We start from the raw sequence: 23,156 nt of genomic DNA, 5'->3' as shown, positions 1-23,156 counted from the left end.
CAGGTCATCGCCGCAACGGTGATGGCATCAAGGCCCGCGACGCCGGCAGCGGGCCCCAACGGCAGAAGATTCTGCCCGACCTCAACACGGGGTCTCAGGGATATTACAGTCAACAGACGAGGGCATTACCCTATGAGAAGACTTAAGCGTGATCCGTTGGAAAGAGCATTTTTACGCGGTTATCAATACGGCGTTCATGGTAAATCCCGTGAGCTTTGCCCTTTTACTCTACCGTCAGTACGCCAGGCATGGATCAATGGCTGGCGCGAAGGACGCGGCGACAACTGGGACGGTATGACCGGCACTGCGGGCATCCACAGACTCAACGAACTTCACGCGGTCGGATGAGGCGATTCACATCAAAGACTTTCAGGCCTCTGTCGGGCCATACATGACTGACTGATTCACACCTGCACCATGCACGCCCGACCCGGGCGGCGGGCCAACGCCCAGGGGCTCTCTTGCAGAGCCCCTTTTTTTACCCCGGGTTCAGCGTGCGGCGCGAGGCATCGCCGCAATGGCATCCACAGACTCGCGAATCAGCGCAGGGCCCTTGTAGATGAACCCCGAATAGATCTGCACCAGACTGGCACCCGCAGCGATCTTCTCGGCGGCATGCCGGCCTTCGGTGATCCCCCCGGCGGCGATGATCGGCAGACGACCCGCGAGCTCACCGGCCAGAACCTTGACGATGTGCGTGCTTTTTTCCCGAACCGGAGCGCCCGATAAACCGCCCGCCTGATCTGCATGCGGAAGGCCTTCGACGCCTTGGCGGCTCAGCGTGGTGTTGGTGGCAATGACTGCGTCCATACCGGACTCGATCAGGGCTGCGGCCACCAGCACGGTTTCTTCGTCGGTCATGTCCGGGGCAATCTTGATCGCCAGTGGCACACGCCTGCCATGCCGTTGCGTCAGTTCCTGCTGGCGCAGGCTCAGGGCCTGGAGCAGTTGCTTGAGCGAATCGCCGAACTGCAGGCTGCGCAGCCCCGGCGTGTTGGGCGAACTGACGTTGACCGTGACGTAGCTGGCATGGGCATAGACCTTGTCCAGACAGATCAGGTAATCGTCGACCGCGCGCTCGACCGGCGTGTCGAAGTTCTTACCGATATTGATACCCAGAACGCCGCGATACTTTGCCGCTTCGACGCGGGACACCAGATTGTCGACGCCCAGATTGTTGAAGCCCATGCGATTGATGATCGCCTCGGCGTTGGGCAAGCGGAAAATACGCGGCTTGGGATTGCCCGGCTGCGGACGTGGCGTCACTGTGCCGATCTCGACGAAACCGAAGCCCAGTTGCGCGAAGCCATCGATCGCCGCACCATTCTTGTCCAGGCCGGCTGCCAGCCCCACGGGGTTGGGAAACTCAAGGCCCATCACACTGACCGGCAACTTCGCCGGGGACTTGCTCAGCAGGCCATTGAGGCCCAGCCGTCCGCCTGCACCGATCAGGTCCAGCGACAGGTCATGAGAGGTTTCCGGGGAAAGTTTGAACAGTAACTGGCGGGCCAGGTTATACATGGCGGGATGGGCTCGTGAGCAGCTGAATTCAGGGTGGCGATTATAGACGTGTGCGGGCCTGTCACGCGAGGCGCGCGACAAACTTGTTGCGCGCCCTCTCCCGGCGATGGCATATGCCTTGCTTGAAACCGCTATCGGCACTCACTCCAACGGCGGAGCGGTGCATGGACAACGGCGTCGCTTCAGCCCCTTGCACTGGCACTCAGCGTTATATACAGCTCTGGAAAGCCCGAATTACAGGGTTTTTCACGCTTCTGCCAGAAGGGCGTAGGAGCGAACTTGTTCGCGAAGACCGTGTTTCAGACGATAGATTTTCAGCGATTGTACCGGCCCTTTCGCGAACAAGGCGGATCGCCGCCCCGGTCGTCCTACCGCCTCCGGCCAGAATCAAAACAGACTTGTATATAACGAAGAACGACTCGGCATCGGGTCGGACGACGCCTTTTTTCTGGACGGACCTTTGATGAAGCACGCGCGATGAACGAACGAACCGGTAATGCGCTGGACTGGGTGGCCGGTAGCGACGCCCCGGAAATGAACAGCCTGGACGTGGGCTTCATGGCATTGACCGACTGTGCCCCGCTGGTGGTAGCGGCCACGCAGGGTTTCGCCCAGCCTTACGGCCTGAGCCTGAACCTTGAGCGTCAGACTTCCTGGGCCGGGCTGCGCGACAGACTGGTCAGCGGGCAGTTGCAGGCGGCACACAGCCTGTACGGCCTGATCTACGCCGTGGAACTGGGCATCAGCGGTGGCCCGGCGACCGACATGGCCATCCTCATGGGGCTCAACCAGAACGGCCAGTGCATCAACCTGTCCCGCGAATTACAGCAGGCCGGCGTGATCACTCCTGAAGCACTGGACAAACGCGCGCACCAAAGCGGCTCAAAGCTGACCTTCGCGCAGACCTTCCCCACCGGCAACCATGCCATGTGGCTCTACTACTGGCTGGCCAGCCAAGGCATTCATCCGCTCGATGATGTGACCAGTGTCGTGGTGCCGCCCACGCAAATGGCGCAACACCTGCAGGCCGGGCGCATCGACGGTTTCTGCGTCGGCGAACCCTGGGGCGCCAGCGCCGTACAGCAGCAACTGGGCTTCACCATGGCGACCAGCCAGTCGATCTGGCCGGATCACCCGGGCAAAGTGCTGGGCTGTACCCGTGAGTTTGTCGAGCAGAACCCCAACACTGCCAGAGCGCTGATCATGGCCGTACTGGAAGCCAGCCGCTTCATCGAGGAAAACGACGATAACCGGCGCAGCACCGCGCAACTGCTCAGCGGTGCCGATTACCTGGACACCTCGGTGGACTGCATCGAGCCGCGTTTGCTCGGCCAGTACAGCGACGGTCTCGGCAATCGCTGGCAAGACCCTCACGCGGTCAGCTTCCATGCCCAGGGACAGGTCAACTACCCCTGGCTGTCTGACGGCATGTGGTTCATGACCCAGTTCCGACGCTGGGGCCTGTTGCGCGAAGACCCGGATTACCTGGCGGTGGCCAGCCGTGTGCAGCAACTCGACCTGTACCGTCAGGCCGCCAGTGCGCTGGGCATCGACGTACCTGCCGCGACCTTGCGCAGCAGCCAGATGATCGATGGCAGGGTCTGGGATGGCAGCGATCCGGCAGGCTACGCGCGTAGCTTCAAGCTCCACTCGCTGGCCGACGACGTGCCCGCTGTGGCCAGTCGTTGAAGGAGAACGTAACCATGCTGCGTATCCTGCTTATCAATGACACCGCCAAAAAGGTCGGTCGCCTCAGGTCAGCTTTGATAGAGGCCGGTTTCGACGTGATCGACGAATCCGGACTGGTCATCGACCTGCCCGCGCGCGTTGAAGCCGTGCGCCCGGACGTCATCCTGATTGACACTGAATCGCCAGGTCGCGATGTGATGGAGCAAGTGGTGCTGGTCAGCCGCGACCAGCCACGTCCCATCGTGATGTTCACCGACGAGCACGATCCAGGCGTGATGCGCCAGGCGATCAAATCCGGGGTCAGCGCTTATATCGTCGAGGGTATCCAGGCGCAACGGCTGCAACCTATTCTGGATGTGGCGATGGCCCGCTTTGAAAGCGATCAGGCGCTGCGCGCGCAATTGCATGCCCGCGACCAGCAACTGGCCGAGCGCAAGCGCATCGAACTGGCCAAGGGGCTGCTGATGAAGATGAAGGATTGCAACGAAGAGGACGCTTACACGCTGATGCGACGTCAGGCAATGAGTCGTCAGCAGAAGCTGATTCAAGTGGCAGAGCAGATTATCGCGATGAGCGAACTGCTGGGCTGAAGCCACGAAGAACGCCTGTCCGCACAGGCGTTCTTCACAGGTTACAGGGGCACAGCCTGTCAGCTCAGCTGTACATCCTTCATCGCCGGGACGTAGCCGTAGTCATACTCTTCCTGCACGAACGAGCGGTCGCCCTTCAACAGGATTCTGACCGTCGGCGCCTCGGTGCCGCCGATACGGTAGTCATCGCCGCTGGTGGGCACGCTGTCAATGAACGAAGTCACCAGGCCGTTCGGCATCACGCAGTGGGAGTATGTCTGGAAAGGCTGTGCAGGCGGATTGCCCAGCACCAGTCCGGATGCGTTCATCGGCCGGTAAGGCCCGAACAAATGCTCGCCCACAAAACCGTAAACACCATCCGGCCCGGTTACACCGTCGGCATACGTAAACTTGTGGCTGATGGTGAACAAATAATACTTGCCGTCCTGAAAGACATAATGCGGACGTTCGGTCTGATCATTGACACCCACCGCTGTCACCAGTGGCGGTAATATTTCCCACTCTTCACCGCTGAGATCCTTAGCAACCGCCAGACCGATACAGCCCACTTGAAAACGCGCACCGCCCACTTCTTCATGGCCGGGTGGCACCGGGCCAAGTTCCGCAGCACCCACTGAATGCGTACCGCGCTCGCCGGCGACATTACCTTCAAAGACCATATACAACTTGCCATCATTGGGATCAATAAACGGACTGGGGTCGCGGAAGTTCCACGTCGAGTTCTGCGCTTCGGTTTGATAATAAGTGCCGTCGGCCTCGAACAGTTTTTTGACCTGGGTAAAGTCTTTCAACTCCACGCCCTGATCGGACGTTACAATACGGCCGCGTACTTTGGCAATTGTCGCCCCCGGTGTCACGCAGGTGTAGTAAAGATCAATATCACCCTTGTCATTCAACAGTACCGGTGTGCCCGCCCACTCACGGGTGGTGGGCGACACGCCTTCGGCCATGACCCGGCCACCGAAGATCCAGTTTTTGCCGGTCCGCGAATACCAGTAGCACATGCGCGCCCGCCCGTGACGATCTTCCCAGTCGCGCTTGATGTCGTAGCGGCCGTTGGCGCCGAGATACTGCGGGTCGTCGGGGTGGCGATCGGCGGTCAGCGTGACAATGACCGACCAGCCGTTGACTGAAACCACCGTGCCGTCAAGCTCGCGCAACGGCATGGTGTCCCAGATGAAGACCTTATCACTCATGACCGGGAAGTCCGGTTTTACCAATGGCTGCGTGGTGGTAGGGTCATTTTCATTGACCTTCAACGCATCGGCACGGGACCAGATGGTAGGTGCGTAATTGATGTTACTCATGATGATGATGTCCTTTGCAGGCGCCTGTACAAGCAGCGCGGATAGGAAGGCAACACGGCAGGCATGGGTGCAATGCCGAAGTGCAGAGTGTGTCGGGCATTCAGGTGTCGAGGACAACCGGAAGCCTATAAAAGGGCGAGTAGCCGATTACTTCTTTCAAAGTAAGCATTTATCGAAATTGACTGGCAAACTGCAACTACAGATTACCGGATTGAAAAGTGAAATCACTTTTTTGAATAAGCGTCACACGTTGCGACAGAAGCGATGCTCTCAGACATACCACGCAAAGTAAATTAAATATTTGCAGCGTTGTTATCGTACAACTGTGCGAGCTGCGTATTGACTTATATACATTAAGGTCATCATCGCTGCGTATCGAAACAGCATCACAATGACAGTACTTATACGCAAAACTGATGGCACATTAAATAATATTAAATAGTTTGAACTTTAATAAAATATTCTTGAATCTTGTTAACTGCCTGTTTCTGTTGACTGATACGGACTGTGCAAGCCGTTATCTGGCTTTTCGCCGCCACGCCCTTTTTTGCAGCGTACCTGCCGACCCACGCCCGGTTCGAGGTCATAGATCAGTCTGCTCGCAGATCCTGAAAGCCATACAACCTGCCTGCGACGTAAGGCTGACACGCTTGCACCGCCCTTGGCCCATCTATTGCTAAAGCAATCTCACCGGTAGCCAACGGCGGCTATCACCTTTTACGACAAAGACGTCGCTCATCTCTTTCCGCCCCCGTGGACAGAGAGGCGACGTTTTTGCGTTTTGGCCCCGGCGAAGGGGCCGGTGGAGTCGCCGTCATTCGGAACACTCCACCACAGCGTCTGAATAACCCGTGTCGCGGTCATGGCCCGACTGACTAACTAGCAGATGATGAGGTGTGCACATGGATACAAGCTTCTGGAAGGCAGGCCACAAACCGACCCTGTTCGCGGCCTTTCTCTATTTTGACCTGAGTTTCATGGTCTGGTACCTGCTTGGCCCGCTGGCGGTGCAGATTGCCACTGACCTGCACCTGACCACTCAGCAACGTGGCCTGATGGTCGCCACGCCGATTCTGGCGGGCGCGGTGCTGCGCTTCTTCATGGGCCTGCTGGCCGACCAACTGTCGCCCAAGACTGCCGGGGTCATCGGCCAGGTGATCGTTATCGGCGCACTGCTGGTTGCCTGGCAACTGGGCATTCACACCTATGGCCAGGTGCTGGTGCTGGGCCTGTTCCTCGGCATGGCCGGTGCTTCGTTCGCTGTCGCGCTGCCCCTGGCGTCGCAATGGTATCCAGCCCAGCATCAGGGCAAGGCCATGGGCATCGCCGGTGCGGGCAATTCCGGCACTGTCCTGGCCGCGCTGATCGCGCCGGTGCTGGCGGCCAGTTTCGGCTGGGGCAACGTCTTCGGCCTGGCGCTGATCCCGCTGGTTCTGACCCTGATTGCCTTCACCCTGATGGCACGCAACGCCCCGCAACGCAGCAAACCCAAATCCGTGGCAGACTACCTCAAGGCGCTGGGTGATCGTGACAGTTGGTGGTTCATGTTTTTCTACAGTGTGACATTCGGTGGTTTCATTGGCCTGGCCAGCGCCCTGCCCGGCTATTTCAACGACCAATATGGCTTGAGCCCGATCACTGCCGGTTACTACACCGCTGCCTGCGTATTCGGTGGCAGCCTGATGCGTCCGTTGGGTGGCGCGCTGGCCGACCGTTTCGGCGGGATTCGCACGCTGACCGTCATGTATGCGGTTGCCGCAATCGGCATTGCCGCCGTGGGCTTCAACCTGCCGAGTTCGTGGGCAGCGCTGGCGCTGTTCGTGGCTGCCATGCTGGGTCTGGGTGCTGGCAACGGCGCGGTATTCCAGTTGGTACCGCAGCGCTTCCGCAAGGAAATCGGGGTCATGACCGGCTTGATCGGTATGGCGGGTGGCATCGGTGGCTTCCTGCTGGCGGCAGGCCTGGGCACCATCAAACAGAACACCGGCGACTACCAGTTGGGCCTGTGGCTGTTCGCCGGCCTGGCGGTACTGGCCTGGTTCGGCCTGCTGAACGTCAAGCGGCGCTGGAGAACCACCTGGGGTTCGGCCGCAGTCACGGCGGCTCGGGTCTGAAACGCCGATGACCCTGCAACTGCAGTTTGCGCAATTCAGCGCCAGCGGACCGCGAGCGGAAAATCAGGACGCCGTGCGCCTGGTCACGCCAGTCCCGGCGCTGGCGGCCAGCAAGGGCTATCTGTTCGCCCTTGCCGACGGCGTCAGCCAGTGTGCCGACGGCGCACTGGCCGCGCAGTCGACCCTGCAGGCGCTGGCCCTCGACTATTACGCCACGCCGGAAACCTGGGGCGTGGCGCAGTCCCTTGATCGTCTGCTGCTGGCGCAGAATCGCTGGCTGCTGGCCAACGGCCTGTTGACCACCCTCAGCGCTCTGGTGCTGCGCGGTCGGCGCTTCACCCTCGCCCACGTCGGCGACTGCCGGGCTTATCGCTGGCAGTCCGGGACGCTCAAACGCATCAGTGAAGATCACGTCTGGGAACAGGCCGACATGCAGCATGTGCTCAAGCGTGCGCTGGGTCTGGACCAGTACGTGGTCATGGATTACCTGGACGGCGAGCTGTGTGAGGGCGAACGCCTGCTGCTGGTCAGCGACGGGGTCTGGGCGACGCTGGGCGATGCGAGCATTCGCTCGATTCTGGGCGAACAGCACGACCTGGACGCGGCAGTCAAAACCCTGGTCAGCGCGGCGCACCTGGCCGGCAGTCAGGACAATGCCAGCGCCCTGCTGATCCAGGTCGACACGCTCGGCGAAGACGATCTGGGGGATGCGCTGCTGCAACTGCAACAATGGCCGCTGCCACCCGCGCTCAAGGCCGATCAGGCATTCGAGGGCTGGAAAGTCGGTGGCATCGTGGCGCAGTCACGCCAGTCCATCGTTTATCGCGTCACCGATATCCATGAGCAGCCCTGGCTGCTGAAAACCCTGCCGGCCAGTCGCCATGACGAGACCGGTGCCGGTCAGGGGCTGCTGCTGGAAGAGTGGTTTCTGCGCCGGGTCGCCGGGCGCTTCTTTCCCGAGATACACCCGCTGCCAGACCGGCAGCATCTGTATTACGTGATGCGCGAGTACCGCGGGCACACACTGGCCGAGCTTTTCACTGGCAAAGGGCCGTTGCCGCTGGCCCAGTGGCAGGACCTCGCCACGCGGCTGCTACGGGCCACGGGCCTGCTGCATCGACGCAACATCATCCATCGCGATATCAAACCGGAAAACCTGCTGCTGGCCGACGACGGCGAGTTGCGCCTGCTGGATTTTGGCCTGGCGTTCTGCCCGGGCCTTTCGGCGGTCAATACCGAAGACCTGCCCGGCACACCCAGCTATATAGCACCGGAAACCTTCAACGGCGCGGAACCGCATCCGCAACAAGACCTGTACGCAGCGGGCGTCACCCTGTATTACCTGCTGACAGGGCAATACCCGTACGGTGAGATCGAAGCCTTTCAGCACCGTCGCTTCGGCACACCGATACCTGCCAGTCGTTACCGACCGGATCTGCCGCAGTGGCTGAGCCAAAGCCTGGACAAGGCACTGCACGCCGACCCGAACCAGCGTTATGAAACCGCCGAACAGTGGTTGCTGGAACTGGAGCAGGCCGAGCATCGTCCGCTGGTGGCCAAGCCGCGTCCGCTGCTGGAACGCGAACCGTTGAAAGTCTGGCGAACACTGGCCCTGCTCTCCCTGCTGTTCAATCTGGTGCTGATGATCTGGTTGATGGGCCGCCACTGAGCCCTTGCGCCCCGCTTCTGTGCAACGCGCCTCAACGCAGTGCAGAAAGGGTCTGCATTATCGGCTGCACGCCGCGCAGGCCGGCAAGTCCGAGTTGGCACAAGCGCTGCATGGTCCTTGTTAGATAATTCATAAAACGCCGCCCTCAACGCTGAAGGCTGCGTCTCCCGAGAGAACGGGACCGGACAAAGGCGTCCTCGTCAGGCCACTGACGGGACGTCTTTTTTTGTTTGCGCGAAACGTGTCGAGCACGCGCTGCAGTGACTCGGAGGCAAGATGACCAAACTCAAACTGGTGATGATCGGCAACGGCATGGCCGGCGTGCGCACACTCGAAGAGTTGCTGAAACTGAGCGAAGACCTTTACCACATCACGGTCTTCGGCGCCGAGCCACACCCCAATTACAATCGCATCCTGCTGTCGCCGGTACTGGCCGGCGAACAGAATTTCGAAGACATCGTGCTCAACGACCTCGACTGGTACGAACGCAACGGTATCCAGTTGTTGCTCAACCGTCGCGTGGTAAAGATCGACCGCATCAAACGCCTGGTGATCGCCGATGACGGCACCCAGGCCCATTATGATCGGCTGCTGATTGCCACCGGTTCGCGGCCCTTCATACTGCCGATCCCCGGCAACACGCTGAACGGCGTCATCGGTTATCGCGACATCGGCCACACGCGACAGATGATCGACACCGCCGTCACGCACAAACGCGCAGTCGTCATCGGCGGCGGGTTGCTCGGCCTGGAAGCGGCTAACGGCTTGAGCCTGCGCGGCATGCACGTCACGGTGATTCATAACGGCCAGACGCTGCTGGAGCGCCAACTGGACAAGACCAGCGGAAGGATGCTGCAAGCGGCACTGGAGAAGCGCGGCCTGAGCTTTCGCCTCGACGAACAGACCAACGCCCTGCTCGGCGATGATCAGGGCCGTGTAACCGCAGTGCAATTCAACAACGGCGACAGGATCGACGCCGATCTGGTAGTCATGGCAGCAGGCATACGGCCCAACACCGAATTGGCCGAGCAAGCCGGCTTGCCCTGTAACCGCGGCATTCTGGTCAATGACACCTTGCAGACCTACGACCCGCGCATCTACGCGATTGGCGAATGCGTCAGCCACAGGGGCATCGCCTATGGACTGGTGGCGCCGCTGTTCGAGCAGGCCCGAGTGTGCGCCAATCACCTTGCGCAACTGGGCTTTGCGCGTTATCCGGGCTCGGTCACCTCGACCAAGCTGAAAGTCACCGGCATCGATCTGTTTTCCGCCGGCGATTTCCTGGGTGGCGAAGGCACTGAAAGCATCACCCTTTCCGACCCCATCGGCGGTGTCTACAAGAAACTGGTAATAAAGAACGATGTACTGGTCGGCGCCTGCCTGTACGGCGACACCGCCGACGGCAACTGGTACCTGCAGCAGATCCGTGATGGCCAGGGTATCGACGCCATACGCGACCACCTGATGTTCGGCAAACCCGTCGCGCCAGAGGCTGCCGGCGCATGAACAGCCTTGCCCTCCACACCACTCAAGTCACGGCGTCTACCTGCTGCTATTGCGGCGTGGGCTGCGGCGTGCTGATCGAACATGACAGCGAGCATATTCTTGGTGTCAGCGGCGATCCGAAGCACCCGGCCAACTTCGGCAAGCTGTGCAGCAAAGGTTCGAGCCTGCACCTGACCGGCGACATCGAAGCCCGCGCGCTGTACCCGGAACTGCGTTTGGGCAAGGGCCTGGCGCGCAGCGTCACCGATTGGGATACCGCGCTGGAGCACGCGGCCAATGTGTTCGCCGAGACCATTCGCGAACACGGTCCCGACAGCGTCGCCTTCTACATTTCCGGCCAGTTGCTGACCGAGGACTACTACGCCTTCAACAAGCTGGCGCGCGCACTGATCGGCACCAACAATATCGACAGCAACTCAAGGCTGTGCATGTCCTCGGCCGTAGCTGGCTACAAGCGCAGCCTGGGTGCCGATGCACCGCCCTGCAGCTACGAAGACATCGAACTGAGCGACTGCGTGATGATCGTCGGCAGCAACATGGCGTACGCGCACCCGATTCTGTTTCGTCGCCTGGAAGAGGCAAAAAGCTGTCGTCCGCAGATGAAACTCATCGTCATCGACCCACGGCGCACCGACACCTGCGAACTGGCCGACCTGCACCTGGCGATTCAGCCCGGCACGGACGTCGCGCTGTTTCACGGCATCCTTCATATACTGATGAACGAACGGCTGATCGACCCGGCGTTCATTGCCGCGCACACGCAGGGCTACGAGGAGCTGGCCACGCTGGCCGGTGATTACCCGCCCGAACACGTGGCCGCCCTCTGCCGCATCCCCCTTGAACAACTGCACACCTGCGCCCGCTGGGTGGGCGAAGCTCCGGCTTTTCTGTCGCTGTGGTGCATGGGGCTGAATCAGTCCACAGCCGGCAGCGCGAAAAACAGCGCGCTGATCAACCTGCACCTGGCGACCGGGCAGATTGGCAAACCCGGCGCAGGCCCCTTCTCGCTCACCGGCCAGCCCAACGCCATGGGCGGACGTGAGACCGGCAGCCTGTCCAACCTGTTGCCTGGCCATCGCGACGCGGCAAATCCTCAGCATCGTCAGGAGGTTGCAGACTACTGGGGCGTCGACAGCCTGCCTGCCAATCCCGGCCTTTCAGCCATCGAACTGTTCGAGCAATTGCAGGGCGGAACGATAAAGGCCCTGTGGATCGCCTGCACCAACCCGGCACAGTCACTGCCCGACCAGAACCGCATCAGGCAAGCGCTGGAAACCTGCCCGTTCGTGGTACTCCAGGAAGCCTTCAAGACCACCGAAACCGCGCGTTATGCCGATCTGTTGCTGCCTGCCGCCAGTTGGGGCGAGAAAGAAGGCACGGTGACCAACTCCGAACGGCGCATCTCCAACGTGCGCAAGGCCATTCAGGCGCCCGGCGAAGCGCGCTCGGACTGGGCAATCACGGTGGATTTCGCTCAGCGCCTGCAAAAACGCCTGCAACCCGACGCACCCGCGCTGTTCGATTTCGCGACACCCAAAGCCTTGTTCGATGAGTTCAAGGGCCTGACGGTCGGGCGCGATCTGGACATGTCCGGAATCGACCGCGAGCTCATCGACCAGCGGGGCCCGCAACAATGGCCCTTCCCGCGTGGCGCTAGCAGCGGCACGCGGCGCCTTTACAGCGATGGAGTCTTTCCCACCGATTCAGGCCGGGCGCAGTTCCTGTCCGAGCCTTACATTGCCGCCAGGGAATTGCGCGATGCCGACTACCCGCTGACGCTCAACACCGGCAGGCTGCGCGATCAATGGCATGGCATGAGTCGCACCGGCACCGCTGCGCGTTTGTTCGGACATGTCAGCGAAGCTGTGCTGAGCCTCAATCCGCAGGACATGCTCAGCCATGACCTGCAACCCGGCGACCTGATCAAACTGATCAGCCGGCGCGGCGAACTGCTGTTGCCGGTCGGCAGCGAGGACAGCGTTGCAGTCGGACAGGCCTTTGTGCCGATGCATTGGGGCGACAGGTTCCTCAAGGGGGGGATCAACGTGCTCACCCAGCCAGCCTTCGACCCGGTCTCGAAACAACCGGAACTCAAGCACGCCGGCGTCAGGATCGAAAAAGCCTACCTGCCCTGGCAATTCTTTGCGCTGGTCGAGGGCAACGTGCAACAACGGATGGAAAAGCTGCGCCCCTTGTGCGACGCCTTCCCCTACCTGAGCATGGGCCTTGCCGGACGCGAGCGACCGGCTCTGCTGATACGCGCAGCCAGCGCACAAGCACCCGATTCAGCGCTGCTAGAGCAGATTGATCGTGTACTGGGCCTGGATGAAGGACCGGTCATGGCGTATGACGACCCCAAACGCTCGATCGGCAAGCGAGTACGTATCGACTACCAATGTATTACCGCGATTCGTCTGGCCGGTGAAACACTTGCCCAGCATTGGCTGCAGACGTTGTGGCTGGAACAGCGCGTCGATGCTTCACTGCGGCGCTGGCTGTTGGCACCGCTGAGCAGCGAACCGGGCAAAGACTCGACACAGACTCGCGACAAGACCTTGTGCAACTGCATGAACGTCAGCCAGAACGCGGTCATGAGCGCTATCGAGCGTGGCCTGGACCTGAATCAACTCAAGACACAGTTGGGCTGCGGCACCCAGTGCGGCTCGTGCGTGCCGGAAATAAGAAGACTGATCCATACCGTGGCGGTTACAGAATGAGGAATGCGGCATGAGCGCAAAAGTATGGCTGGTGGGCGCAGGCCCCGGTGACCCGGAGTTGCTGACCCTCAAGGCAGTGCGTGCCTTGGCTGAAGCCGACGTGGTGCTGATCGACGATCTGGTCAACCCCGCAGTGCTGGAACATTGTCCGGGAGCGCGGGTCATCGCGGTCGGCAAGCGCGGCGGTTGCCGTTCGACGCCGCAAGCGTTTATCCATCGCCTGATGCTGCGCTATGTACGTCAGGGCAAATGCGTGGTTCGCCTTAAAGGCGGCGATCCTTGCATCTTCGGACGGGGCGGTGAAGAGGCGCAGTGGCTACAGGAGCGCGGTGTTGCCGTGGAGCTGGTCAACGGCATTACAGCGGGTCTTGCCGGTGCAACACAATGCGGCATTTCGCTGACCCTGCGTGGTATTAGCCGTGGCGTGACGCTGGTCACCGCTCACACTCAGGACGACAGCACCCTCAACTGGCAGGCGCTCGCGCAAGGCGGAACCACCCTGGTGGTTTACATGGGCGTGGCGAAACTGGCGGAAATTCGCGAGAGCCTGCTGGCAGGCGGAATGAGTGGCGAGATGCCGGTGGCGATGATCGAGAACGCTTCGCTGCCGTGGCAGCGCGAATGCCGCAGCTCCCTGAATGACATGCAACAGGACGCAGCCGCTTTCCAATTGAAGAGCCCCGCCATTCTGGTGATCGGCGCGGTTGCCGCGTACAGCAATGAGCTGCTGAATCAAACGCTGATGGACCACGCACAGCTGAATGCCGGCTGACATCAAGCCCGCCTGAACAGACGCAATGCCAAATCGCAGGCAAAGAAAAGCCCGGCCTAAGCCGGGCTTTTCAGTACAAGCGGCTAATTACTTAGCTTGAGCTTCTACTTCTGCTTCTACGCGACGGTTAACTGCGCGGCCAGCTTCAGTTGCGTTATCAGCAACTGGCTTGCTTTCGCCGTAACCAACCGAGTTTACGCGGCTAGCGCCAACACCGTACTGGTTAACCAGAACCTGTTTAACGGCGTTTGCACGACGCTCGGACAGTTTTTGGTTGTAAGCGTCAGGACCGACGGAGTCAGTGTGACCTTCAACAGTGGTGGTGGTCTGTGGGTACTGCTGCATGAAGTCAGCGAGGTTCTTGATGTCGCCGTAGCTGTTAGGCTTGACTACGGATTTGTCGAAATCGAACTTCACGTCCAGCTCAACACGAACCACTTCGGCAACTGCTGGGCAGCCATCAGCGTCAACGGTAACGTTGGCTGGGGTGTCCGGGCACTTGTCGACGTTGTCGCACACGCCGTCGTTGTCGCTGTCGGAGCACACTTCAGCTACTGGAGCTGGTGCTGCTTCAACTTTCTTGCTGCCGCCACCGAAGTTTACGCCGATACCGACGCTTGGAGCCCACTCGGTGTCGCCTTGGTCGATGTTGTATTGAGCTTCAACGCCAGCACGGGCGTAGAAGTTGTCAGTGAAGTAGAGCTTGGCGCCGCCGCCGATGTTGGCGAAGGTAGAACCGTTACGACCGTTACGACCGTTCTGGCCAATGCTCTGGTCGGAGAAACCGGCAGAAACGTATGGACGCAGCATGTCGCCTGGGTTGTTGAAGTGGTAGAGAGCGTCCAGGGCAGTGTCTGCGCCCTTGATGTTCTTGCCATCATCGCTACGAACGTTGTGGACTTCGTCGTAGCCCAGACGCAATTCAACGTCGTCGGTCAGGAAGTAGCCAATCGAGCCGCCGAACAGGTTGCCGTTGTTTTTGAAATCACGGGCGCTGTCGTACATTTCTTTCTTGGCGAAGCCTTCGATTTCGACTGCGCCTTGGCCTTGAGCCAGCGCGCCGAACGAAGTTGCGGCAACAATAGTACCAATGGCCAAGCCCAAGGTGTTTTTCAGTTTCATCCGTTAAATCCCCATCTGATGATTATTAAGCAGTCCCACACATGGGGACAACTCAGCGGCAAGTCTACCAGACCTTGCCAGTTTGTTAGAGATATTTGCACCGTATTAAGTTTCGGCGATTCCCGCAAATTTCTCTCGTAATTTATCTAAAGCCCGCTTGTAACGCATTTTCGTTGCGCTCAAGCCCATGTGCATGATGTCAGCGATCTCCTGGAATTCAAGTTCTGCAACAAAACGCAGCACCAGAATCTCCCGATCGATCGGGTTCACATACACAAGCCAGCGATCAAGTCCGCCCCGTTCTTCAGGTTTGGGCGCCTTTTCTTCCGACGCTTCCTCAAGTGGATCCAGACTCAGCGCGTCCATCAAGCGACGCTTACGCCGTTCCTTCCTGTACTGCGTGATGCATTCATTGTAGGTGATGCTGTACAGCCAGGTTTTAAATTTAGATTTACCTTCAAAATTTTTCAACCCATACAACACTTTAAGCATCACCTCCTGACAGACATCATCAGCATCGCGATCGTTCCCCAGATACCGCGCACACACGTTAAAAAGTGTTCGCTGGTAACGGCGCATCAATTCTTCGTAGGCCCGCGTCACATTGAACAGCTCAACGTGGGCGCGCGCAACCAGCTCCTCATCTGAGAGCTCGCGTGGGTCGTAGCGCGTCGAAAACGGTTGAGGTTTATTCAAAACAAATCTTGCCGACAGTCAGGTCAATGTCCGCCATGGCCTGTATCGGCAACCTGGCGGCATACATTAGCAGGTTAACCGCTTAACGGCTGCTTACTCTCTGCTCGAGCAGGATGCGGTTGGAAAACGACACCAGCTCCCCCTCGTCTGTCAGTAGCGTTGTCTTGACCGTACCGATTTCCTCGATTTGCCCTTCCGTATCGCCTATCTGTACCTGTTGTCCAACCTGAAACAGCTCGCGGACGTAAATTCCGGCAATGATCTGCCCGGCAATTTCGCGACTGCCGAGGCCCAGGGCAAGCGCCACTGTCAGACCAACGGTAATCAGCGCAATCACAATAACGTGGTTCAGCAGGTCGGTCTTGACCTCGAGCTGGCTGATAGCGACCGAAATACTGATGATAATGACCAGCCCCTGGGCAATTCGCCCCAGGCCGGCAGAGTAATCGATCCCTACGCCTTCGGCAGCACCGCGTACCAGGCCATTGACCAGTTGCGCCAGCAGCACACCGACCAGCAGCACCAGCGCAGCACCAAATACCTTAGGCAAATACAGCGCCAGCATGTCGAGCGTAGCTGAGACCCGCTGCAGGCCCAATGATTCAGCGGCCGATACGAGGAATATAAGCAGAACGAACCAGTAGACGACCTTGCCGATCAGCGTGGAGACCGGCACTTTGACGCCAGCGCGGCCGATGATCTTGGTCAGGCCGGTACCGCCGACCAGACGATCAAGGCCCAGTTTGGCCAATAGTTTGGAAAGTAGCGCGTCGAGCAGCTTGGCGACGACAAAACCAAGCAACACCACAACCAAGGCGCCGAACAGGTTGGGAATGAAGTTTGCGACTTTGGTCCACAATGCAGTCATTGCAGCAAGAAGGCTCTGGGTCCAGAGGTTCAGTTCCATGCTCAATCAGCCTTATCGATAGAACGCGCACCACTCGAGGTGCGACGAGAAACGGGAGAGACGTGGGCCGAGCCGTTGTTCACAGCAATCATCAGCGCCTCAGACCAGCGGCCCAGCAACCCGAATAACACACCGGCGCCGACCTGGCGATTGGCGGTCTTCAGGACGCGTCCCAGACATGCGTCATCATCCCGGCTGGAGGATGAAGAATTGAGCATGTCGCGTAAAGATTCTTCAAACGGATCGTGCATCAGGCACCTCACGTAATGTCATTCAAAGACGCGACGCGAAAACAACAAGTCACACAAGCTCACCAAAAAACCATCCAGGCTCACCCTATACCCAACGCAAACGGCGGAACAGCCACCACTGCCCTGCGCCCAGTGCGACGATCAGCAGACAGGCCACCAGAAAGCCGTACGAACTGGCCGAACCCGGAATGCCGCCAACGTTGATACCCAGCAGACCGGTGAGAAAACTCATCGGCAGAAAGATACAGGTAATGATCCCGAAGCGGTACATGGTGCGGTTCATGTGCTCGCGCAGGCGCCGGTCCTCGGACTCCAGCAGCAGCCCCACCCGCTCGCGGGTCAGCTCGAGCTCTTCCAGATAACGGGTCAGGCTGTTGTTCAGCTCATTCCAGTAATCAGCGTCGTCATGGGCAAACCAGGACAGCTTGATGCGTGAAAGCTGACCATAAATATCCCGCTGCGGCCCAAGGAACCGGCGCAGGCCGGCAGCGCGTCGACGGATGTGCAGCAGCTTGCCATGCTCGGGATTGTACCGTTCGTCGGCGTCGTTCTTTTCTTCCTCTTCATCGACCGACTCGGTCAGTTCACCCACCAGGTCCTGAACCTTGTCAGTGAGGTGCTGCGCGAGGTGCAGAATCAGCTCCGAGGCGCTCTTCGGGCCTTTGCCCTGCCCCAGCAGCTCAATCAGTTCCTCAGTGGCGCGCAACGGACGCAGGCGCAGCGAGATCACCCGCTGCGCGGCAGCGAAGATACGCACCGAGACCATGTCTTCAGGTTCCGCACCGGGATTCAGATTCACGCCGCGCAGAAACAGCAGCAGCTCCTGCTCCGGCAACGGCAACAAACGCGGCCGGGTGTTCTCTTCCAGCAACAGGTCGCAGGCAAACTCGCTCAGACCGCTGCCGGTGCGCAGCCAGGCATGCGTCTGCGGATGGCTACGATCCCAGTGCAGCCAGAGGCTTTCTTCTGGCTGCAATGCAAGGTCCTGCAACTCGGTTCGAGCGATGAAACGCGCCCCACCCTTACCGTCCAAAACGAGGGCATGAACCAGCCCCCACTGCGCGTTTGCTTCATCGAACATGGATACTTCGCTTATTCCGGCATGGTCAGAGGTGATGGAGAAATGATGACGCCGTTGTTGTCGGCATACAGATACTCACCGGGGCGGAACGTCACGCCGCCAAAGGTCACCGGCACATTCAGTTCGCCTATGCCGCGCTTCTCGGTTTTCTTCGGATGACTGGCGAGCGCCTGGACACCCAGATCGGTCTGGGCGATGACGTCCACGTCACGGACGCAGCCGTAGATCAACATGCCTTCCCAACCGTTCTTTGCAGCCTTGTCTGCCAGCATGTCACCCAGCAGCGCGCAACGCAGCGAACCACCGCCGTCGACGACCAGTACCTTGCCCTTGCCGTCGAGCTCGACCTGCTCCCTGACCTTGGAGTTGTCCTCGAAACATTTCAGCGTGACGATCTGGCCACCAAACGAATCGCGGCCGCCAAAATTGCTGAACATCGGCTCCACGACCTGAATCAGGTCCGGATAGGCGTCACACAGATCGGGGGTGAGGTAGTGCATGGGACAACTCCTTTCATCGGCTATTGGGACGCGATTGATACAGACGGTTTAGTGAAACAGACACGACCGGATGAGCCTAACCATAGCGACTTTAACGGCTAACTGCCCACCGCGACCTGAAACTCTGCAACCTGTTCAGGAACGGAGCGCTCGCCAAGCCACTCGATCACGCGCGGCCAGACCTGCTGCTGCGCGGCCTTGCTGACCAGCATCTGCACATGATCGAAATCCTCGCTGAAGCCGTGTTCGCGGCTCAGGCAGAGGAATTGCCTGTGTTCGCTGCCGATCTGCTCGAACAGTTCACGGCAAGCCCACACCGGGTCCTGATGGTCGCCGGCCGCAGCGACAGCCAGAACCGGCACCTGAACCGCGCTCAACCCTGCCCACCAGTTGTTGTCACGCTCACCGAAACGTCCGAACAGCCCGTGCCAGCGCATGCTTTCCAGAACCAGACCGATCGGCTCGTCTTCCGGACCGCGCTTGAAACGCGGTCCGGAGATATGCTCGAAGGACCTCAACAGCAACTTCGCAGACCATTGCAGTGGCGGGACTTTCAGCGGCCAGTAGGTGCGGCTGACCTGGCTGCCGAACAGCGCCACGGACGCCGCAGTGTCAGCCCCCAGATACTGACCGCCCAAGGCTGCCGCCAGGCTTGTGCCGCCCAGCGAGTGGCCGATCCAGTGCGGTATCTGGCCACTTTGCTCGACGACGAACGCGGCAATGGCTGGCAAATCGAAGCGCGCGTAGTCCGCCACGCAATTGCTGCGATAACTCAGGTTGCGAGCCGACAAGCCATGGCCGCGCATTTCAGGAATCCACACGTCATAGCCGGCCCGCGCCAGATACGCGCCCAGACCGATGCCCTTGGGCGAATACCAGAAACGCCGGTTGGAAAAGCTGCCATGTAGCAGTATCACCGGAGTGCCACGCACATCCGGCTGATCGACGCGCCCCAGCCGGGTCACCGCCAGTTCGACACTGGCGTCGGGGCTGTTGGCAGGTTTGAGACGGTAGACGTCCTCGACCAGATCGCCACGACGCTCGGCGCTGATCAAGGCCACAGGGAAAAGCTGGCTGCTGCTCTGCATATCACTCTTTATCTGGTTTGACAGACGGGATGAAACCACGCGTTCCGGGGTCTCGCGGTGCGCCATAAAAAAGGCGGCTTCCGAAGAAACCGCCTCATTCATACACCTGAACCACATGACGGCTCAGGCCGCGTTCGCGTCACACGGCCGCCCGGTCGTGTAAGGGACGTGCCTCAGGTAAGCCGCCACCTGTCAGACAGGCGCCTGCGCCTCGGCGAGGAAGAACCAGGTCTCCAGCACCGAATCGGGGTTAAGCGACACACTCTCGATGCCCTGATCCATCAGCCAGCGCGCCAGATCCGGGTGATCGGAAGGCCCCTGCCCGCAGATGCCGATGTACTTGCCGGCTTTGTTGCACGCCTGAATGGCATTGGACAGCAGCTTTTTGACCGCCGGGTTACGCTCATCGAACAGGTGGGCGATCACGCCGGAGTCGCGGTCGAGACCGAGCGTCAGCTGGGTCAGGTCGTTGGAGCCGATGGAGAAGCCGTCGAAGTACTCGAGGAACTCTTCCGCCAGAATCGCGTTGGACGGCAGTTCGCACATCATGATGATGCGCAGGCCGTTTTCGCCACGCTTCAGGCCATTGGCGGCCAGCAGATCGATCACCTGGCTCGCCTCGCCCAGGGTGCGGACGAACGGCACCATGATCTCGACGTTGGTCAGGCCCATCTCTTCGCGCACACGCTTGAGTGCACGGCACTCCAGCTCGAAGCAGTCACGGAAGTTCTCGCTGATATAGCGCGACGCACCGCGGAAGCCCAGCATCGGGTTTTCTTCTTCAGGCTCGTAGAGCTTGCCGCCGATCAGGTTCGCGTACTCGTTGGACTTGAAGTCAGAGAGGCGCACGATGACCTTCTTCGGCGTGAACGCGGCGGCCAGAGTACTGATGCCCTCGACCAGCTTTTCGACATAGAAACCGACCGGATCATCGTAACCGGCGATGCGCTTGTCGACGCTTTCCTTGATTTCCGGTGGCAGCACCGAATAGTTGAGCAGCGCCTTGGGGTGCACGCCGATCATACGGTTGATGATGAACTCCAGACGCGCCAGACCGACACCGGCATTGGGCAACTGGGCGAAATCAAAGGCACGGTCCGGGTTGCCGACGTTCATCATGATCTTGAACGGCAGATCAGGCATCGCATCGACCGAGTTGGTCTTGATATCGAAGCCCAGCTCGCCTTCGAAGATATAACCGGTGTCGCCCTCGGCGCAGGAAACCGTGACACCCTGGCCATCCTGAAGGGTGTGCGTGGCGTTGCCACAGCCGACCACTGCCGGGATGCCCAGCTCACGGGCGATGATCGCCGCGTGGCAGGTACGACCGCCACGGTTGGTGACGATTGCGCTGGCGCGCTTCATGACCGGCTCCCAGTCCGGGTCGGTCATGTCCGACACCAGCACGTCACCGGGCTGGACCTTGTCCATCTCGGACACGTCCTTGATGATGCGTACCTTGCCCGCGCCGATGCGCTGACCGATGGCACGGCCTTCGACCAGTACCTTGCCGGTCTCCTTGAGCAGATAGCGTTCCATGACGTTGGCCGAAGCACGGCTCTTCACCGTTTCCGGGCGCGCCTGGACGATGTACAGCTTGCCGTCGTCACCGTCTTTGGCCCACTCGATGTCCATCGGGCACTTGTAGTGCTTCTCGATAATCATCGCCTGCTTGGCCAGCTCGGACACTTCGGCATCGCTCAAGCAGAAACGCGCGCGATCGGCAGGCTCGACGTCGATCACCTTGACCGAACGACCGGCCTTGGCTTCTTCGCCGTAAATCATCTTGATCGCCTTGCTGCCCAGATTGCGACGCAGTATCGCCGGGCGACCAGCCGCCAGCGTGTCCTTGTGCACGTAGAACTCGTCCGGGTTGACGGCGCCCTGCACAACCGTCTCGCCCAGGCCGTAAGCGCCGGTGATGAACACCACGTCGCGGAAGCCGGACTCGGTGTCGAGGGTGAACATGACACCAGCCGTGCCGGTTTCGGAGCGCACCATGCGCTGCACGCCCGCAGACAGCGCGACCAGCTTGTGGTCGAAGCCCTGGTGTACACGGTAGGAAATCGCACGGTCGTTGAACAATGAAGCGAAGACTTCCTTGGCGGCACGGATCACGTTCTCGACGCCGCGGATGTTCAGGAAGGTCTCCTGCTGGCCGGCGAACGAGGCATCCGGCAAGTCTTCGGCCGTTGCGGAGGAACGCACGGCCACGGCCAGGTTCGGATTACCCGCAGAGAGCTCGGCAAACGCAGTACGGATCTGGGCGTTGAGCTGCTCGGGGAACTCGGCCTCCATGATCCACTGACGAATCTGCGCACCGGTGCGGGCCAACGCGTTGACATCATCGACGTCAAGGGCGTCCAGCGCAGCATGGATCTGCTCGTTCAGGCCGCTGAGCTCGAGAAAGTCACGGTAGGCCTGGGCGGTAGTCGCGAAGCCGCCCGGCACCGAAACACCAGCACCTGCGAGGTTGCTGATCATCTCGCCGAGGGACGAGTTTTTGCCCCCCACGTGCTCTACATCATGGACGCCGAGCTTATCGAGGGAAACTACGTACTCTACCAAGGTGATCTCTCCACTAACTGTGTTCGTTGTTGGGAAAAGCTCATTCACCTGCGCCACATGCGGTGTGGCTTCAGGCGTGTCTGCCCGGACGTACAGATCGGGCGTTCAAAACCGAGTGTGCAAAACCATGCGTGCAAAAAAGCTGCACCTGCGGGCTCTCATGGAAGGCCAGCACGCCTATGATAGCCAGAATTCGTCAACTGCTTAAGGCCTGGGACAAAAATGAAACGATCCGCTTTCTTCATCTCGGACGGCACGGGTATCACCGCCGAAACCCTGGGCCAGAGCCTGTTGGCACAATTTGAAAACATTACGTTCAACAAGTTCACCAGGCCCTATATCGACAGCGTCGAGAAGGCGCGGGCGATGGTACAACAAATCAATAATGCCGCCGACAAGGACGATGTGCGGCCGATCATCTTCGACACCATCGTCAATCAGGACATTCGCGAGATTCTGGCGACGTCCAATGGCTTCATGATCGATATCTTTTCGACCTTCCTCGCTCCGCTGGAGCAGGAGCTTAGTTCACACTCGTCCTACTCCGTGGGTAAATCGCATTCCATCGGGCATAACTCCAATTACATGGAGCGCATCGAGGCGGTCAACTTTGCGCTGGACAACGATGACGGCGCACGGACACATTATTACGACAAGGCCGATATCATCCTCGTCGGCGTCTCGCGCTGCGGTAAGACCCCGACCTGTCTGTACATGGCCATGCAGTTCGGTATCCGGGCCGCCAACTATCCGCTGACCGAAGATGACATGGAAAGGCTGCAACTGCCTGCGGCGCTCAAGCAGCATCGCGAAAAACTGTTTGGCCTGACCATCGACCCGGACCGTCTCACCGCGATCCGCCACGAGCGCAAGCCCAACAGCCGCTACTCCAGCTACGCGCAGTGCGAATTCGAGGTGCGCGAGGTGGAAAGCCTGTTCCGCCGCGAGAACATCGCACACATCAATTCCACGCATTTTTCGGTGGAAGAAATCTCCGCCAAGGTGCTGGTCGAAAAAGGCGTGGAGCGACGTTTCAAGTAGACGCTGCGAGCCCCCCC

At 59.8% G+C, this 23,156-nt stretch carries 19 protein-coding genes and 1 pseudogene; 10 read left to right on the top strand and 10 right to left on the bottom strand.

The window, feature by feature from the left end; all coding sequences use genetic code 11:
• The first annotated feature begins 132 nt into the window (after positions 1–132).
• Positions 133–348: a ribosome modulation factor gene (gene rmf, locus V476_RS27630; RefSeq protein WP_002553055.1), complete on the top strand. Its 216-nt coding sequence runs from the start codon at positions 133–135 to the stop codon at positions 346–348.
• A gap of 141 nt (positions 349–489) precedes the next feature.
• On the opposite strand, the gene V476_RS21695 is transcribed toward rmf, so the two are convergent.
• Positions 490–1,521 (bottom strand): quinone-dependent dihydroorotate dehydrogenase, encoded by a 1,032-nt coding sequence (locus V476_RS21695; protein ID WP_003346110.1) that lies wholly within the window; start codon positions 1,519–1,521, stop codon positions 490–492.
• Between the two features lie 477 nt (positions 1,522–1,998).
• On the opposite strand from V476_RS21695, the gene V476_RS21690 reads away from it, so the two are divergent.
• Positions 1,999–3,210 (top strand): CmpA/NrtA family ABC transporter substrate-binding protein, encoded by a 1,212-nt coding sequence (locus tag V476_RS21690; RefSeq protein WP_024960836.1) that lies wholly within the window; start codon positions 1,999–2,001, stop codon positions 3,208–3,210.
• Positions 3,211–3,224: 14 nt separating this feature from the next.
• Entirely contained in the window at positions 3,225–3,800 is a 576-nt protein-coding gene (locus V476_RS21685; RefSeq protein ID WP_003392969.1) for an ANTAR domain-containing response regulator, read from the top strand.
• A 59-nt stretch (positions 3,801–3,859) separates the two neighbouring features.
• On the opposite strand, the gene V476_RS21680 is transcribed toward V476_RS21685, so the two are convergent.
• The gene (locus V476_RS21680; RefSeq protein ID WP_003423725.1) at positions 3,860–5,107 is read right to left on the bottom strand and encodes a glycoside hydrolase family 68 protein; all 1,248 of its coding nucleotides are present in this window, start codon (positions 5,105–5,107) and stop codon (positions 3,860–3,862) included.
• A gap of 902 nt (positions 5,108–6,009) precedes the next feature.
• Between V476_RS21680 and V476_RS21675 the strand changes: the two genes are divergently transcribed.
• From V476_RS21675 to cobA, 5 genes and pseudogenes are all read left to right on the top strand, one after another.
• Positions 6,010–7,221 carry a nitrate/nitrite transporter gene (locus V476_RS21675; protein ID WP_003423722.1) on the top strand — a complete coding sequence of 404 codons (1,212 nt, stop codon included), beginning with the start codon at positions 6,010–6,012 and terminating at the stop codon, positions 7,219–7,221.
• A gap of 7 nt (positions 7,222–7,228) precedes the next feature.
• Positions 7,229–8,890: a bifunctional protein-serine/threonine kinase/phosphatase gene (locus V476_RS21670; protein WP_024960837.1), complete on the top strand. Its 1,662-nt coding sequence runs from the start codon at positions 7,229–7,231 to the stop codon at positions 8,888–8,890.
• 276 nt (positions 8,891–9,166) lie between these two features.
• Positions 9,167–10,366 (top strand): annotated as a pseudogene (locus V476_RS21665) (NAD(P)/FAD-dependent oxidoreductase); the annotation flags it as partial.
• A 26-nt stretch (positions 10,367–10,392) separates the two neighbouring features.
• Positions 10,393–13,113, top strand: a complete 2,721-nt coding sequence (locus V476_RS21660) for a nitrate reductase (protein ID WP_024960839.1) — start codon at positions 10,393–10,395, stop codon at positions 13,111–13,113.
• 10 nt (positions 13,114–13,123) lie between these two features.
• Complete coding sequence (gene cobA, locus V476_RS21655; protein ID WP_017277874.1) at positions 13,124–13,885, top strand: uroporphyrinogen-III C-methyltransferase; 762 nt, start codon at positions 13,124–13,126, stop codon at positions 13,883–13,885.
• 87 nt (positions 13,886–13,972) lie between these two features.
• On the opposite strand, the gene V476_RS21650 is transcribed toward cobA, so the two are convergent.
• The 8 genes from V476_RS21650 to ppsA form a co-directional block, all read right to left on the bottom strand.
• Positions 13,973–15,007: an OmpA family protein gene (locus V476_RS21650; protein WP_003315685.1), complete on the bottom strand. Its 1,035-nt coding sequence runs from the start codon at positions 15,005–15,007 to the stop codon at positions 13,973–13,975.
• 105 nt (positions 15,008–15,112) lie between these two features.
• Entirely contained in the window at positions 15,113–15,703 is a 591-nt protein-coding gene (gene sigX / locus V476_RS21645; RefSeq protein WP_003315686.1) for an RNA polymerase sigma factor SigX, read from the bottom strand.
• Between the two features lie 82 nt (positions 15,704–15,785).
• Entirely contained in the window at positions 15,786–16,610 is an 825-nt protein-coding gene (locus V476_RS21640) for a mechanosensitive ion channel family protein (RefSeq protein ID WP_003315687.1), read from the bottom strand.
• A 2-nt stretch (positions 16,611–16,612) separates the two neighbouring features.
• On the bottom strand, positions 16,613–16,861 hold the full coding sequence (locus V476_RS21635; protein WP_024960840.1) for a hypothetical protein: 249 nt from the start codon (positions 16,859–16,861) through the stop codon (positions 16,613–16,615).
• 85 nt (positions 16,862–16,946) lie between these two features.
• Complete coding sequence (locus tag V476_RS21630) at positions 16,947–17,942, bottom strand: zinc transporter ZntB (protein ID WP_003315689.1); 996 nt, start codon at positions 17,940–17,942, stop codon at positions 16,947–16,949.
• An 11-nt stretch (positions 17,943–17,953) separates the two neighbouring features.
• Positions 17,954–18,442 (bottom strand): ribonuclease E activity regulator RraA, encoded by a 489-nt coding sequence (rraA, locus tag V476_RS21625; RefSeq protein WP_003315690.1) that lies wholly within the window; start codon positions 18,440–18,442, stop codon positions 17,954–17,956.
• A 98-nt stretch (positions 18,443–18,540) separates the two neighbouring features.
• A complete protein-coding gene (locus V476_RS21620) occupies positions 18,541–19,530 on the bottom strand; it encodes an alpha/beta fold hydrolase (protein ID WP_024960841.1) in 990 nt (329 codons plus the stop codon).
• Positions 19,531–19,722: 192 nt separating this feature from the next.
• Positions 19,723–22,098 carry a phosphoenolpyruvate synthase gene (ppsA, locus tag V476_RS21615; RefSeq protein ID WP_004418234.1) on the bottom strand — a complete coding sequence of 792 codons (2,376 nt, stop codon included), beginning with the start codon at positions 22,096–22,098 and terminating at the stop codon, positions 19,723–19,725.
• Here ppsA and V476_RS29440 point away from each other — a divergent pair.
• Entirely contained in the window at positions 22,045–22,281 is a 237-nt protein-coding gene (locus V476_RS29440; protein ID WP_373365893.1) for a hypothetical protein, read from the top strand. The genes ppsA and V476_RS29440 overlap by 54 nt on opposite strands.
• A gap of 39 nt (positions 22,282–22,320) precedes the next feature.
• Positions 22,321–23,139: a posphoenolpyruvate synthetase regulatory kinase/phosphorylase PpsR gene (gene ppsR / locus V476_RS21610; RefSeq protein ID WP_003347114.1), complete on the top strand. Its 819-nt coding sequence runs from the start codon at positions 22,321–22,323 to the stop codon at positions 23,137–23,139.
• Positions 23,140–23,156: the final 17 nt, after the last annotated feature.

Source organism: Pseudomonas syringae KCTC 12500, assembly GCF_000507185.2.
GTDB lineage: Bacteria > Pseudomonadota > Gammaproteobacteria > Pseudomonadales > Pseudomonadaceae > Aquipseudomonas > Aquipseudomonas syringae.
Note: the sequence above shows the minus strand (reverse complement) of the source record. Positions and strands in the feature narration are given on the sequence as shown.